Genomic DNA, 15,094 nt, shown 5'->3' on the forward strand with positions numbered 1-15,094 from the left:
GCTTCCTGGTGGGTGCCCATTGCTTCCCGGTAGGTGCCCACTGTCAGTGGGCACGGATGTCCCCGTCACGACCAACGGTCGTGACCCACCAGACGGGCCAACGGTCGTGACCCACCGCCATGACCTACCCTCACGACCAACGGTCGTGATCTACTGGCCCCTGTTCCGACGGAAACGCACGCGTGGTCTCCAGCTGGATCCTGCTGCTGGTCTCGGTTGCCTATGCCGCGCTGCTGTTCGGCGTGGCGTGGTGGGGTGACCGCCGGCCGATGTATCCCGACCGGCCGTGGCTGCGGCCGGTGGTGTACAGCCTGGCGCTGGCCGTGTACTGCTCGTCGTGGACCTTCTACGGCGCGGTCGGCACCGCCGTGCGCAACGGCGTGGGCTACCTGCCGATCTATATCGGTCCGTTGCTGCTGCTGTTGTTCGGCTGGCGCATCATCGAGCGCCTGGCGCTGATCGCGCGCAGCCAGAACGTGGTCTCCATCGCCGATTTCATCTCCTCGCGCTTCGGCCGCTCGCGGCGGTTGGCGGCACTGGTGGCGATCATCGCCCTGATCGGCATCATCCCGTACCTGGCCCTGCAGTACAAAGCGGTGGCGATGAGCCTGCAGGTGCTGACCGGCAACAGCGGCCCGACCGGCTTCTTCACCGATCCGGCGCTGTACGTGGCGCTGCTGATGGCGCTGTTCGCCACCCTGTTCGGCACCCGCCAGGTCGACGCCACCGAGCACCACCACGGCATGATGCTGGCGATCGCCTTCGAATCGGTGATCAAGCTGCTGGCGATGCTGGCCGTGGGCGTGTTCGCCTACCTGTGGCTGAGCAACCGCACCGACGCGGTGGTCGAGTCGGTGCATACGCTGTTCACCGGCCTGCCGCCGGTGGGCTTCATCTCGCAGACCCTGCTCAGCTTCCTGGCCATCATCTGCCTGCCACGCCAGTTCCACGTGGCCGTGGTCGAGTGCGGTGACGTGCGCGATGTACGCCGCGCGCGCTGGATGTTCGGTGGCTACCTGGTGCTGATCTCCGGCATGGTGCTGCCGATCGCCACCGCCGGCGTGACCCTGTTCGGCACCGGCGGCAGCGTCGCCGACGACTCGATGGTGCTGGCCCTGCCGCTGGCCGAAGGCCGCAACGCGCTGGCGCTGATCGCCTATGTGGGCGGCTTCTCCGCCGCCACCGGCATGGTCATCGTCTCGTCCATCGCGCTGGCCACCATGGTCAGCAACGATCTGGTGATGCCGGTGCTGCTGCGTCGCAGTGGCGACCATCAGGAAGCCGCCGACGTTGCCTCGCGCGTGCTGTGGATCCGCCGCCTGGCGATCCTGCTGCTGGCGCTGATGGCGTACAGCTACTACCGCACCAGCAGCAACGACAGCACGTTGGCCTCGTACGGCCTGATGGCGTTCGCGGCGGTGGCGCAGTTCGCGCCCGGGCTGATCGGCGGTCTGTACTGGCGCGGCGCGAGCCGGCGTGGTGTCGAGGTAGGCATGCTGCTGGGCTTCGCCACTTGGCTGTACACACTGCTGCTGCCGGCGATGACCATGGCCGGCTGGGTCGATGCTGGCTGGGTGCAGCACGGCCCGTTCGGCATCGAGTGGCTGCGCCCGCAGCAGCTGTTCGGCATGACCGGCTGGGACCCGCTGACCCATGGCACGTTCTGGTCGCTGCTGGTCAATGCGGCGACGATGATGCTGGTGTCCGCACGCTGGCGGCCCGGTGTGGACGAGCGGCTGCGCGCCGCGCCGTTCCTCGACCCGTATGCCGAGCGCCCGTCGGTGGCCGGTGGCTGGCCCGGTCATGTGCACGTGGGCGACCTGCTGGCACTTGCCTCGCGCGTGGTCGGCGAGCGCCATGCGCGGCGTTCGTTCTTCGAGCAGGCACAGTCGCTGGGCCGCGAGCTGCAATCCTCGGCGCCGGCCGACCGGCCGTGGGTGCAGTTCACCGAACGCCTGCTGGCCGCGTCGATTGGTGCGGCCTCGGCGCGCCTGCTGCTGACCAGCCTGCTGCGCGGCTCGGGCATGGACCTGGGCGAAGTGGTGGCGGTGCTGGACGAAGCCGGGCAGGAACTGCGCTTCAACCGCGAGATCCTGTCGACCACGCTGGAGAACATCAGCGCCGGGGTCAGCGTGGTCGATCCGGACATGCGGCTGACCGCATGGAATCGTCGTTACCAGGACATGTTCGGCTACCCCGACGGCATGCTCTACGTAGGTCGTCCGGTGGCCGACCTGATCCGCTACAACGCCGAGCGCGGCGAGCTGGGCGAAGGCGATATTGAAGTGCAGATCAACCGCCGCATCGGCTACATGCGCGCCGGTTCGCCGCACGTGTTCGAGCGCACCCGCAGCGACGGCAAGGTGATCGAGATGCGTGGCCAGGCGCTGCCCGGCGGCGGTTACGTGACCAGCTACAACGACATCACCGACTACAAGCACGCGGAAAAGGCCCTGCTGGAAGCCAACGAGACGCTGGAACAGCGCGTGGCAGAGCGTTCGCATGAGGCCGAGGTCGCGCAGCAGTCGAAGACCCGCTTCCTGGCGGCGATCAGCCATGACGTGCTGCAGCCACTGAACGCCGCACGCCTGTTCGCTTCCGCGCTGCGCGACAGCGATCACGTGAGCGATGAGCAGAAGCACCTGGCCGAGCGCGTGGATGCATCGCTGCGCGCGGCTGAAGAACTGCTCGATGGCCTGCTGGACGTATCGCGCCTGGACGCCGGCGGCCTGCACCCGGTGATCGGCGAATTCGACGTGAGCGCGCTGATGCGCGAACTGGCTGCGCAGTACACCCCGGTCGCCGCCGGCCGTGGCCTGCGCCTGGACCTGTTCGCACGCCCGGCATGGGTGCGCAGTGACCGCCGCCTGCTGCGCCGCGTGCTGCAGAACTTCCTGGCCAATGCGCTGCGCTACACGCGCCAGGGACGCATCGTGCTGGCCGTGCGTCAGCGTGGCGACGAGGTGGAACTGCAGGTGTGGGATACCGGCCCCGGTATTCCCGAGCACCACATGCGGCAGATCTTCGACGAGTTCCACCGCTACCAGCAACCGTTCGATTGGGGTGAGCAGGGGTTGGGGCTGGGCCTGTCGATCTGCCAGCGCATCTCGCGTCTGCTTGACCATCGCCTCAATGCGCGCAGCCGGGTCGGCAAGGGATCGATGTTCTCGATCATCCTGCCGCGGGTCGCACCGCTGCCGGGCTACACCGAACTGGCCGCGCCGGTACAGGCCGTCGCCGCGCCGGTGCGCAGCGATTCGCTGGCGGGCCTGCGCGTGCTGTGCGTGGACAACGACGAGGAGATCCTCGACGGCATGCGCGCACTGCTCGGCCGTTGGCAGGTGCAGGTGATCACGGCATCGACGGTGGATCAGGCGTTGGAGAATGTGGCCGAACGACCACAGGTGATGCTGGTCGACTACCACCTGCACGACCGCATGGATGGCCTGGACGCGCTGGTGGCCCTGCGCGAAGCCGCCGGTTACCCGCTGCCGGGTGCGCTGCTGACCGCCGATGGCCGCGACGAGCTGAAGCGGATGGCGCGCGAACGCGGCTACCGCGTGCTGACCAAGCCGATCAAGCCGGCCTCGCTGCGCGCCTTCCTCGGCGCGCTGCGCGACGCGCAGTAGTGCCGGCCGCTGGCCGGCAACCACGTAATCGCGGAAGCGTTACCCCACGCCGTGCAGGTGCTCGTACAGGATCGCCGCACCGATGATCACCAGGATCACGCCACCGATGATCTCGGCACGCTTGCCGACCATGCTGCCCAGCACGCGGCCGAGCATGATGCCGGCGGTGACCATGGTCAGCGTGCACAGGCCGATGACCGCAGCCATCACGCCGATATGCACGTCCATGAAGGCCAGGCCGATGCCTACCGCCATCGCGTCGATGCTGGTGGCGAAACCGGTCAACGCCAGCTTCAAGAAGCCATGGTGCTGGGAGGGGTCTTCGTCCTCGTCGACACTTTCCGGGCGCAGGCCGTTGTAGATCATGTGGATGCCCAGTGCGCCGAGCAGGCCGAAGGCGATCCAGTGGTCGAAGGCTTCGACGTACTGCAGCGCGGCGCGGCCGAGCAGCCAGCCGATGATGGGCGTGATCGCCTCGATGACGCCGAAGATGATGCCGGCCCGTAGTGCATCGCGGAACACCGGCTTGCGCATGGCCGCACCCTTGCCGATCGCCGCAGCGAAGGCATCGGTGGACATGGCAAAGCCGATCAGGAGGATCGAAATGGGGGACATGGGCAGCTGCTGAGGTCGGGCTAGGACGGACGCACGGCCTGCGCTCGCGCCCAACCTGACGTTGCGCGCGCGGGCCGCTGGTCTCGCCAACCATCATGGTTGTCCACGCCACGGCGCACCGGCCGAGTATGTTGACGTGGACGATTCCTGCGAAGGAATCCGGCTACTCCCCAAGGGGACGCGAAGCTTAGCATCGCGATTCGCGCGTGGCGCATTTCCAGCGAAACGCGCAGGCAGGGCTGGTTTGTATAGCGATGGCTATATCGCGAGCGCAACGGTGCCGGGTATTGCCGGCCGCTGGCCGGCATGCGCAACGGCGAGAGCGTGTCAAGCAAGCTTGGCACCTACCGAAGCGGTTTCGGGTGATTTCAGGGGCTGAAGGCGATTGCCGGCCAGCGGCCGGCACTACCTCAATCTTCTTCCGGCGGCAGCACGATGGCGTCGTCGTCGATCGCCAGCTTGCCGGCCATCAGCACGGCCTGGGTGCGGTTGGTCACGCCCAGCTTGCGCAGGATGGCGGTGACGTGGGCCTTGATCGTCGCTTCGGAGACGTTGAGGTCGTAAGCGATCTGCTTGTTCAAGCGGCCTGCGCCCAGCATCTGCAGCACGCGGAACTGCTGCGGGGTGAGCTCGCGCAGTCGCTGGCCGACTTCGCGTTCCTCGCGCTCGGTGGGCGGCACGTTGTGCGCTTCCGGCGGCGCCCAGGTCTCGCCATCGAGGATGGTGCCCAGTGCGTGGCCGATGGTGTCCGAATCCGCAGACTTCGGAATGAAGCCCAGCGCGCCGTGGTCGAGCGCGCGGCGCATCACCGTCGCCTCTTCGCGCGCGGACACCACTACCACCGGCAGGTGCGGATGCAGCGAGCGCATGTGCACCAGCGCGTTGAAACCCTGCGCACCGGGCATGTTGAGGTCCATCAGGACCAGGTCGGCGTCGTTGTGCTGGTCGGCCAGCGCATACAGCGCTTCCACGCTGTCTGCCTCGAACAGCTGCACGCCGGGGATGACCCGCTGCACGGCGCCGCGCAGGGCTTCGCGGAACAGCGGGTGGTCATCGGCAATCAGGAGGGTGGTCATGGTCGGGGGGAACCGTGGGGGAAAGCAGATGGGGTCAGAGCCCTTTCCTTGCGGAAAGGGATCCGACCCCGGTCGTACATCAGCGCACCTTGCGCTCGTCCACCAGTGACGCCACCACCGACGGATCAGCCAGGGTCGAGGTGTCGCCGAGCTGGTCCGGCGCGTTCTCGGCGATCTTGCGCAGGATGCGGCGCATGATCTTGCCCGAGCGGGTCTTCGGCAGGCCCGGTGCCCACTGCAGGTGGTCGGGCGTGGCGATCGGGCCGATCTCCTTGCGCACCCAAGCGATCAGCTCCTTGTGCAGCTCGTCGCTCGGTGCCTCTTCGGCCACCAGGGTGACGTAGGCGTAGATGCCCTGGCCCTTCACGTCGTGCGGGAAGCCGACCACGGCCGCTTCGGCCACCTTCGGGTGCGAGACCAGCGCGCTTTCCACTTCGGCGGTGCCGATGCGGTGGCCCGACACGTTGATCACGTCATCGACGCGGCCGGTGATCCAGTAATAGCCGTCCTCGTCGCGTCGGCAACCGTCGCCGGTGAAGTAGCTGCCCGGGTAGGTGCGGAAATAGGTATCGATGAAACGCTGGTGGTCGCCGTACACCGTGCGCATCTGGCCCGGCCAGGAATCACGGATGATCAGGTTGCCCTCGGTCGGGCCGTCCTGGATCTCGCCATCGGCATTGACCAGCGCCGGCTGCACGCCGAAGAAGGGCAGGGTGGCCGAACCCGGCTTGAGGTCCATCGCGCCGGCCAGCGGCGAGATCAGGATGCCGCCGGTCTCGGTCTGCCACCAGGTATCGACGATCGGGCAGCGGCTGTCGCCGACCACCTCGTAGTACCAGCGCCAGGCTTCCGGGTTGATCGGCTCGCCGACGCTGCCGAGCAGGCGCAGCGAGGCGCGCGAGGTCTTCTTCACCGGCTCCTCGCCTTCGCGCATCAGCGCACGGATGGCGGTCGGGGCGGTGTAGAAGATGGTCACCTTGTGCTTGTCGATGACGTTCCAGAAGCGCGACGTGTCCGGGTAGTTCGGCACGCCTTCGAACATCAGCGAGGTCGCGCCGTTGGCCAGCGGCCCGTACACGATGTAGCTGTGGCCGGTGACCCAGCCGACGTCGGCGGTGCACCAGTAGATGTCGTCCTCGCGCAGGTCGAACACCGCTTCATGGGTGTAGGCCGCGTACAGCAGGTAACCGCCGGTGGTGTGCAGCACGCCCTTCGGCTTGCCGGTGGAACCGGAGGTGTAGAGGATGAACAGCGGGTCTTCCGCGTTCATGCGTTCCGGTTCGCAGGTGGCCGGCTGGCTGTCCACCACATCGTGGAACCAGCGGTCGCGCGGGGCCTGCATGTCCACCGCACCGCCGGTGTGGCGCACCACCAGCACGGTTTCCACGGTATTGGTGCCCGGCAGCTTCAGCGCGGCATCGACGTTGGCCTTCAGCGGAATCCTGCGGCCACCGCGCAGGCCCTCGTCGGCGGTGATGATCAGCTTGCTCTGGCAGTCGCTGACGCGGTCGGCGATCGAGTTCGGCGCGAAGCCACCGAACACCACCGAGTGGATCGCACCGATGCGCGCGCAGGCCAGCATGGCCACGGCGGCGTCGACGATCATCGGCAGGTAGATGGTGACGCGGTCGCCCTTCTTGACGCCCAGGTTGCGCAGCGCATTGCCGAGGCGGCAGGTGCGCTCGTACAGCTCGCGGTAGGTCACGTGCTGGGCCGGTGCATCCGGGCCATCGGGCTCGAACAGCAGGGCGGTCTTGTCGCCGCGCGTTTCCAGCTGGCGATCCAGGCAGTTCACGCTGGCATTGAGCTCGCCATCTTCGAACCACTTGATGTGGAAGTCGGACAGGTCGTAGCTGACGTTCTTGATCCTGGTCGGCTTGCGCATCCACTGCAGGCGCTCGGCGGCCTTGCCCCAGAAACCATCCGGGTCGGTCACCGAAGCCTGGTACTGCTGTTCGTACGACGTCTTGTCGATGCGTGCCTTGGCGGCGAATTGCGGATCGACGGGGTAGATATCAGCCATGGCACCCTCACTTGCACGTTGACTTTGTATGTGCGGTCGCAGCATCGCAGCGACCGATCCCCTTCAGTTTGCCCCATCCACCCCCGGCCGCGTCACCACTCTGGTTAGACCATGGTCGAAAGTGAGCGCCCAGCAGGGCCGGGTTCGACCAATGGCGAATAGCCGCTATACATAATCGCCCCGCAGTCTCGGCTCGACCGTGCCCCACGCGCGGCATCACCTTGCCACTTGGGAGAGAGGGCAACATGAGCCACCGTACGTTGAAAGCCGTGCGCACACCTTTGGCGGCCTGCCTGTTGGTCGCCCTGGTCGCACCGGGCATGGCGTTCGCTGAGACCGCCAAAGAGAAAGCGCTGGAAGCACGCGTTGCCGAACTGGAACGCCAGGTCCAGCTGCTGCTGTCTTCGCAGCAACAACAACAGACCCAGATCAGCCAGACCCAGCAGGCGGTGACCGAAGTGCGCACGGTGCAGGCCGAGCAGAAGCCGGTCGCCTCTGTGCCGGCAGGCAAGCAGCCGATCCAGGTCACCACCATCACCCCGGGCGCCGCGCCGGGCACCACGGTCAAGATCGGCGGCTTCATCAAGGCCGACTTCCTGGCCACCCAGACCAGCGATGGCCAGCTGGCCGACGACGCCACCGGCCGCTCGCTGTATCTGCCGGGCCAGACCCCGGTGGAAGGCGCCGGCGGCAGCGGCAAGCGTTCGGGCACCGACTTCAATGCCCACGCCAAGTTCTCGCGCTTCAACCTGGGCATCGACAACGTGAGCGAGTCGGGCAACAAGGCCGGTGCGTTCTTCGAGATGGACTTCTTCGGCAACTCGCTGGGCAACCAGACCGCCACCAATACCTATGGTGTGACCCTGCGCCACGCCTACATGTACTGGAACAACTGGATGGCCGGCCAGACCTGGTCCAACTTCATGGACGCGGCCGCGCTGCCCGAAGCGGTCGACTTCGTCGGCCCCACCGACGGCGTGATCTTCGTGCGCCAGGCCCAGGTGCGCTACACCCAGGGTGGCTTCAGCGTCGCGCTGGAAAACCCGGAAACCACCACCCTCACCGGTACCCGCAACCCGGTCACCGGCGCCTGGACCAACACCAGCGCCAACTCCGACCGTGGCAGCCTGCCTGACCTGACCCTTCGCTATGGCTGGAAGGGTGACTGGGGCACCTTCGGTGTCGGCGGCATCGTCCGTCAGCTGAAGGTCGACAACCAGGCCACCGGCGCCAAGGCCGACAAGGTGGCTGGCGGCCTGACCCTGGGCGGCAAATGGGTGATGGGCGACAGCGATTCGCTGCACTACCAGCTGACCGGCGGCGAAGGCATCGCCCGCTACATCGGTCTGGGCATCACCGCCGACAGCGCCTACGACGTGGCCCGCGACGAGCTCAACCCGACCGGCGTGCTGGCCGGCTACGTGGGCTGGCGGCATGCGTTCTCACCGAAGCTGCGCACCAACCTGATCTATGCGCGCAGCGACTACGACAACGACAGCATCCTGGGCCCGCTGGTGACCAAGAGCGTGCAGAGCATCCGCGGCAACATCTTCTATTCGCCGCTGCCCAAGGTCGATATCGGCGCCGAACTGATGTACGGCCGTCGCGAAGTGGAGAACGGCAACAAGGGTGACATCACCCGATTGCAGTTCACCACGAAGTACAGCTTCTAAGAGCGTGCCGGCCAGCGGCCGGCACCTACCGAGATGGGTGCCGGCCAAGGTCGGCATCTACCGAGATGGGGTGCCGGCCAAGGTCGGCACCTACCGAGATGGGGTGCCGGCCAAGGTCGGCATCTACCGAATTGAGTGCCGACCAACGGTCGGCACCCACCAACAACGATTGCTTCGGAGGGGAAGCGTCCCATGTCCAGTACACCCAGCACCGCACATAAAGCGGGCACCCTGACCAAGGGCCACAAGAAGGTCATCTTCGCCTCGAGCCTCGGCACGGTCTTCGAGTGGTATGACTTCTTCCTGTACGGCTCGCTCGCGGCCATCATCGCCAAGCAGTTCTTCAGTGGCGTCAATGAAACCACGGGCATGATCTTCGCCCTGCTGGCGTTTGCTGCCGGCTTCTTCGTGCGTCCGTTCGGCGCGGCCTTCTTCGGCAGCCTCGGCGACCGCATCGGCCGCAAGTACACCTTCCTGGTCACCATCCTGATCATGGGCATCTCGACCTTCCTGGTCGGCGTGCTGCCCAACTATGCCTCGATCGGTTTCGCCGCACCGGTGATCCTGATCATCCTGCGCCTGGCCCAGGGTCTGGCGATGGGCGGCGAGTACGGCGGTGCCGCCACCTACGTGGCCGAGCACGCGCCGGACGACAAGCGCGGCCTGTATACCAGCTTCATCCAGTGCACCGCCACGCTCGGCCTGTTCATGTCGCTGCTGATCATCCTGGCCTGCCGCTACTTCCTGGGCAATGAAGCCTTCGAAGCCTGGGGCTGGCGCATCCCGTTCCTGGTGTCGATCCTGCTGCTGGGCGTGTCGGTGTGGATCCGCCTGCAGCTGAGCGAGTCGCCGCTGTTCCAGCAGATGAAGTCCGAGGGCAAGGGTTCCAAGACGCCGTTCCGTGACAGCCTGAAGGGCGGCAACCTGAAGCTGATGCTGCTGGTCCTGCTCGGTGCGGCGGCCGGCCAGGCCGTGGTCTGGTACGGCGGCCAGTTCTACGCGCTGTTCTTCCTCAGCAGCATGCTGAAGGTCGATGCCACCACCTCCTACCTGCTGATCGCGGCCGCGCTGGCGCTGGGCGTGCCGTTCTTCATCTTCTTCGGCTGGCTGTCCGACCGCATCGGCCGCAAGAAGATCATCCTGGCCGGCTGCCTGCTGGCGGCCATCACCTACATCCCGATCTTCAAGGGCCTGACCCACTTCGCCAACCCGGCCATCGAAGAAGCGCGTGCATCCTCGCCGGCGCTGGTCGTCGCCGATCCGAACACCTGTTCATTCCAGTTCGATCCGGTGGGCCTGCGCAAGTTCACCAGCTCCTGCGACGTGGCCACCGCCGCGCTGACCAAGGCCGGTGTGCCGTACGACGTGCAGCCCGCCGCCGCCGGTTCGCTGGCGATGGTGAACGTGGGCAGCGCCAGCGTCACCTCGTATGAGGCCGCCGGCCTGACCAAGGAAGAGGGCAAGGCCAAGGCCGATGCGTTCGGTGCGGAACTGAAGACCGCCCTGACCACCGCCGGCTACCCGGCCAAGGCCGACGGCGCCCGCATCAACATCGCCGGCACCATCTTCATGCTGTGGCTGCTGGTGCTGTACGTGACCATGGTCTACGGCCCGATTGCCGCTTACCTGGTCGAACTGTTCCCGACCCGCATCCGCTACACCTCGATGTCGCTGCCGTACCACATCGGCAACGGCTGGTTCGGTGGCTTCCTGCCGGCGATCTCGTTCGCGCTGGTGGCCGGTACCGGCAACCTGTACTACGGCCTGTGGTACCCCATCATCATTGCGCTGATGTCGGTGGTGATCGGCGGCCTGTTCCTGCGTGAGACCAAGGACGTGGATATCACCAAGTAACCGGTGTGCCGACCAACGGTCGGCACTCACCGGGTTTCAGGGGCCGCGGTGCAGACCGCGGCCTTTCTGTTTGTGGGGCGTGCCCACTCGGCTCGCATTCCGGTAGTGCCGGCCGCTGGCCGGCAACGGCTTTATGTCCGCGGAGATTCATGAGGTTGCCGGCCAGCGGCCGACACTACCATTGCGTCGCGCAGCACCCCGTATAGTCGGCCCATGACCACCACTACGCCGGAAGACCTCCCCGCCCTCCTGCACACCCTGCGCAGCGCCTGGCAGTCGCAGCGCCCGTCGCTGGACCAGCGCGAAGCTGACCTGCGCCGCCTGCGCGAGGCGTTGAAGCCACGTTTGGACGAGATGGCCCAAGCCATCGCCGAGGACTTTGGCCATCGCGCCCGCGTTGAATCGAAGCTGGCCGATGGCATGAGCGTGCTGTCGGCCATCGATCACCTGCGCCGCCACCTGCGGCGCTGGTCGAAGCCACAGCGGGTCGGTGCAGGCTGGAAGCTGTGGCCGGCGCGTGCGCAGCTGCGGCCGACGCCGCTGGGCGTGGTCGGGGTGATCTCGCCTTGGAATTACCCGGTTACGCTGGCGCTGGTGCCGCTGGCCACCGCGATTGCCGCCGGCAACCATGTGTTGCTGAAGCCCTCGGAACACACACCACGCACCAGTGCATTCCTGGCCGATCTGCTGGCCAGTGTGTTCCCGCCCGATCGCGTGGCGGTGGTGCAGGGCGGGGCGGACGTGGCGGAGGCAGTGTCTTCGCTGCCGCTGGACCATCTGTTGTTCACCGGTTCGACGGCGGTCGGCCGCAAGGTGATGGCCGCCGCCGCCGAACATCTGGTGCCGGTCACGCTGGAACTGGGCGGCAAGTCGCCGGCCATCGTCTGTCGCGATTTCCCGCTGGACAAAGCAGCCACACGGCTGGCCACCGGCAAGTGGTTCAACGCCGGCCAGACCTGCATCGCGCCGGATTACGTGCTGATCGATACCGCGCGCCAGCGCGAGTTCGTGCAGGCGCTGCAGCAGCAGGTGCGCGAGCGCTATGGCGACTTCAGCGATGCTGACGATTACACCCGCATCATCAACGAGGGTCAGTACCGGCGCCTGCAGGGGTACCTGGCGCAGGCGCGCGAGCGCGGGGTGCCGGTGATTCCGCTGGCGCAGGTGGATGAGGCGCGTGCCGACCGCGAGCGCCTGCTGGTGCCGACCGTGGTGCTGGACCCGCCGGACGACCTGGACCTGATGCGCGAGGAGATCTTCGGGCCGATCCTGCCGGTGCGGGCCTATCCGGATCTGGAGGCGGCGCTGGCCGACGTATTGTCCCGTGACCGGCCGCTGGCACTGTATCCCTTCAGTCATGACACGGCGACGGTGGAACGCATCCTCGGCCAGGTGGTGGCCGGCGGGGTGACGGTGAATGACACGCTGCTGCACTTCGCCGCCGATGGCCTGCCGTTCGGTGGGGTGGGGGCCAGCGGCATGGGCGCGTACCACGGCCGCGCCGGGTTCGATGCGATGAGCAAGCGGCTGCCGGTGCTGTGGCAGTCGCGCTGGGCGGCCAGCGACCGGCTGCGGCCGCCGTATTCGAAGATTGCGGGGTTGTTGAAGCTGCTGCTTCGGTAGTGCCGGCCGCTGGCCGGCAACTGCATGGACCGTCGGCAAGACCCTGCAGTTGCCGGCCAGCGGCCGGCACTACCGGTGGGTGCCCACCTGGGGTGGCACGCGTGCCAAGCCCACCCGGGTAGAATGCCCGCATGAAGATCGCCTCGTGGAACGTCAATTCGCTCAATGTCCGCCTGCCGCACCTGGAGCAGTGGCTCAGGGAGTTCGGCCCGGACATCGTCGGTATCCAGGAAACCAAGCTGGAGGACCACAAGTTCCCCGATTCGGCGCTGATCGCCGCCGGCTACCGCAGCGTGTTCGCCGGCCAGAAGACCTACAACGGCGTGGCGCTGCTGTCGCGTGAGTCGGCGCAGGACGTGCAGATCGGCATTCCCGGTTTCGAGGACGAACAGAAGCGCGTCATTGCCGGTACCTTCGGCGACCTGCGGGTGATCAACCTGTACGTGGTCAATGGCCAGGACATCGGCACCGACAAGTACGACTACAAGCTGCGCTGGCTGGAAGCGGTGCATGCCTGGATCGCCGAAGAACTGCAGCGGCATCCGAAGCTGATCGTGATGGGTGACTTCAACATCGCCCCGGACGCGCGCGATGTGCACGACCCGGAGGTGTGGAACGACAACCACATCCTGACCTCCACCGCCGAGCGCGGCGCGCTCAACAAGCTGCTGCAGCTGGGTCTGCACGATGGCTTCCGCCTGCACAACGACGAGGCGGGCACCTTCAGCTGGTGGGATTACCGTGCCGCCGGCTTCCGCCGCAACCTGGGCCTGCGCATCGACCTGACCCTGGTCTCCGATGCGCTGAAGGGCAGCGCGGTGGCCTCGGGCATCGACCGCGCGCCGCGCACCTGGGAACGCCCGAGCGACCATGCGCCGGCCTGGGTGCAGATCGGTTGAACGAACAGGGCCCGACGATTGCCGGGCCCGTTCTGGAACATCTGCCGGCCAGTGGCCGGCACTACCCTCAGATCACCGTATGCTCTTGCGGGTGAACAGGTTGACGATCGCCAGCAGGATCACCGCGCCGATCAGCGAGAACAGGAAGGTGCGGATGGTGATCGCTTCGTTGATGCCGCCGCCGAACAGCCAGCCGGAAATCAGCGCGCCGACGATGCCGACCACGATGTTGAGGATGATGCCCTGCTGGGCATCGCGCTTCATGATGATGCTGGCCAGCCAGCCTACGATGCCGCCGACGATCAGCCAGATGATGATGCCCATGATCGAACCTCCGGTGGGAAACTGTGACCAGTTGACGCGCACGGCCGTGAACCCGTCGTGCAATTGCGTGATGGACGCGTGCGGATGAGCCTGCCAGCCACCCTCGACGGCCCGTGGCGCTTCGGTCCGGTAACGGTCTGGCGGCGTCCGCACGTGCCGGGCCAGCGCGGTGAACCGCAGGCCCGGCAGGTACTGGCGCAGGCGCTGGGCACCGATCCGCAGACGCTGCCACTGGTCCGTGACGACAAGGGCCGGCCGGAGCTGAGCGGCCCGTTGGCCCACTATGGGACCGGCTGGAGCCACAGCGGTGAGGTGCTGCTGGTGGCGCTGGGCGAAGGCGTGCGGTTGGGCGTGGACCTGGAACTGCTGCGGCCGCGGCCGCGTCTTCTGGAAATCGTGCGGCGCTTCTTCCACCCGCAGGAGGTGGCCTGGCTGGAACGCCTGGACGAGGCCGACCGCGAGCACTGGTTCTTCCGCGTATGGTGCGTCAAGGAGGCGATCCTGAAGGCGCACGGGCAGGGCATCTCGTTCGGGCTGCACCGCCTGCAGTTGGCGCCGGGGGCCGATGGCGCCCTGCACCTGCGCTGGTGCGACCCGGAACTGGGCGAGGCCGCGCGCTGGCACCTGCACGAATGGCAGGCCAGCGGCCAGTTCCGTGCGGCGTTGGCCTGGTATCCGCACTGAAGCGGGGAATCAGCGCGCAAAACCGGCGATAATGTCGGCATGAGCGAACACCCACTTCCCGCCAGCGTGGCTGCCACGCTGGAACAGGGCCTGGCCAGCATGGGCCTGGACGCCGCGCTGGCGCCGCCGCTGCTGCGCTACCTGGCCCTGCTGCACCGCTGGAACGGCACCTACAACCTCACCGCCATCCGCGACCCGCAGGAGATGGTTACCCGCCACCTGCTCGATTCGCTGGCGATGCAGCCGTTCGTGGCTGATGGCAGCCTGGCCGACCTCGGTACCGGCCCCGGGTTGCCCGGCATCCCGCTTGCGATCGCCTGCCCGGGCCTGCAGGTCACCCTGGTGGAGAGCAACGGCAAGAAGGCGCGCTTCATGCGCGAGGCCGTGCGCCAGCTCGGCCTGGGCAACGCCCGCGTGGCCGAATCGCGGGCCGAAGCGCTGGACGAGGCCGGTCGTTACGACCAGCTGACCGCGCGCGCAATGGATACCCTGGCTGGCATCGTCCGCGTCGGTGGCCATCTGCTGCGCCCCGGTGGCGTGCTGCTGGCCATGAAGGGCGTCTACCCGCATGAGGAGATCGCGGAACTGCCGGCTGGCTGGCAGGTGCGTGAGGTGACCCCGCTGAGCGTGCCCGGCCTGGCCGGCGAACGCCACCTGGTCACCGTTACAGGTCCCTGATTCCCGCCGCCAGCCC

11 protein-coding genes and 1 riboswitch are annotated in these 15,094 nt (G+C 67.1%); of the genes, 7 read left to right on the top strand and 4 right to left on the bottom strand.

Translation table 11 applies throughout. From position 1 onward, the window contains the following. Window positions 1-182 precede the first annotated feature (182 nt). Window positions 183-3,629: a hybrid sensor histidine kinase/response regulator gene (locus tag AC5P7E_RS16065; RefSeq protein ID WP_114618978.1), complete on the top strand. Its 3,447-nt coding sequence runs from the start codon at window positions 183-185 to the stop codon at window positions 3,627-3,629. Between the two features lie 39 nt (window positions 3,630-3,668). Here the strand turns inward: AC5P7E_RS16065 and AC5P7E_RS16070 are convergent, their stop codons facing one another. The 3 genes from AC5P7E_RS16070 to acs form a co-directional block, all read right to left on the bottom strand. Then, on the bottom strand, window positions 3,669-4,244 hold the full coding sequence (locus tag AC5P7E_RS16070) for a manganese efflux pump MntP (protein WP_088430561.1): 576 nt from the start codon (window positions 4,242-4,244) through the stop codon (window positions 3,669-3,671). Between the two features lie 88 nt (window positions 4,245-4,332). Continuing rightward, a riboswitch (yybP-ykoY riboswitch) is annotated at window positions 4,333-4,422 on the bottom strand. A 232-nt stretch (window positions 4,423-4,654) separates the two neighbouring features. Then, on the bottom strand, window positions 4,655-5,320 hold the full coding sequence (locus tag AC5P7E_RS16075; RefSeq protein ID WP_005411662.1) for a response regulator transcription factor: 666 nt from the start codon (window positions 5,318-5,320) through the stop codon (window positions 4,655-4,657). 79 nt (window positions 5,321-5,399) lie between these two features. After that, window positions 5,400-7,343 (bottom strand): acetate--CoA ligase, encoded by a 1,944-nt coding sequence (acs, locus tag AC5P7E_RS16080; RefSeq protein ID WP_005411661.1) that lies wholly within the window; start codon window positions 7,341-7,343, stop codon window positions 5,400-5,402. Window positions 7,344-7,588: 245 nt separating this feature from the next. Here acs and AC5P7E_RS16085 point away from each other — a divergent pair, with 245 nt between their 5' ends. The 4 genes from AC5P7E_RS16085 to xth all read left to right on the top strand — a co-directional run bounded on the left by AC5P7E_RS16085 (window position 7,589) and on the right by xth (window position 13,392). Continuing rightward, window positions 7,589-9,016: a DcaP family trimeric outer membrane transporter gene (locus AC5P7E_RS16085; RefSeq protein ID WP_099490694.1), complete on the top strand. Its 1,428-nt coding sequence runs from the start codon at window positions 7,589-7,591 to the stop codon at window positions 9,014-9,016. A gap of 192 nt (window positions 9,017-9,208) precedes the next feature. Then, window positions 9,209-10,870: an MFS transporter gene (locus tag AC5P7E_RS16090; RefSeq protein WP_005411659.1), complete on the top strand. Its 1,662-nt coding sequence runs from the start codon at window positions 9,209-9,211 to the stop codon at window positions 10,868-10,870. A 213-nt stretch (window positions 10,871-11,083) separates the two neighbouring features. After that, window positions 11,084-12,493 carry a coniferyl aldehyde dehydrogenase gene (locus AC5P7E_RS16095; protein WP_099473896.1) on the top strand — a complete coding sequence of 470 codons (1,410 nt, stop codon included), beginning with the start codon at window positions 11,084-11,086 and terminating at the stop codon, window positions 12,491-12,493. A gap of 131 nt (window positions 12,494-12,624) precedes the next feature. Continuing rightward, the gene (gene xth, locus AC5P7E_RS16100; protein WP_062605312.1) at window positions 12,625-13,392 is read left to right on the top strand and encodes an exodeoxyribonuclease III; all 768 of its coding nucleotides are present in this window, start codon (window positions 12,625-12,627) and stop codon (window positions 13,390-13,392) included. Between the two features lie 72 nt (window positions 13,393-13,464). Here the strand turns inward: xth and AC5P7E_RS16105 are convergent, their stop codons facing one another. Further along, entirely contained in the window at window positions 13,465-13,716 is a 252-nt protein-coding gene (locus tag AC5P7E_RS16105; protein ID WP_005411656.1) for a GlsB/YeaQ/YmgE family stress response membrane protein, read from the bottom strand. Window positions 13,717-13,800: 84 nt separating this feature from the next. Between AC5P7E_RS16105 and AC5P7E_RS16110 the strand changes: the two genes are divergently transcribed. After that, window positions 13,801-14,400, top strand: coding sequence for a 4'-phosphopantetheinyl transferase family protein (locus AC5P7E_RS16110; protein WP_043034419.1), 600 nt, complete (start codon window positions 13,801-13,803; stop codon window positions 14,398-14,400). A gap of 39 nt (window positions 14,401-14,439) precedes the next feature. Then, window positions 14,440-15,078, top strand: coding sequence for a 16S rRNA (guanine(527)-N(7))-methyltransferase RsmG (gene rsmG, locus AC5P7E_RS16115; RefSeq protein WP_012481632.1), 639 nt, complete (start codon window positions 14,440-14,442; stop codon window positions 15,076-15,078). The last annotated feature ends 16 nt before the right edge of the window (window positions 15,079-15,094 follow it).

This window comes from Stenotrophomonas sp. YJH_SMC_25 (assembly GCF_059369595.1).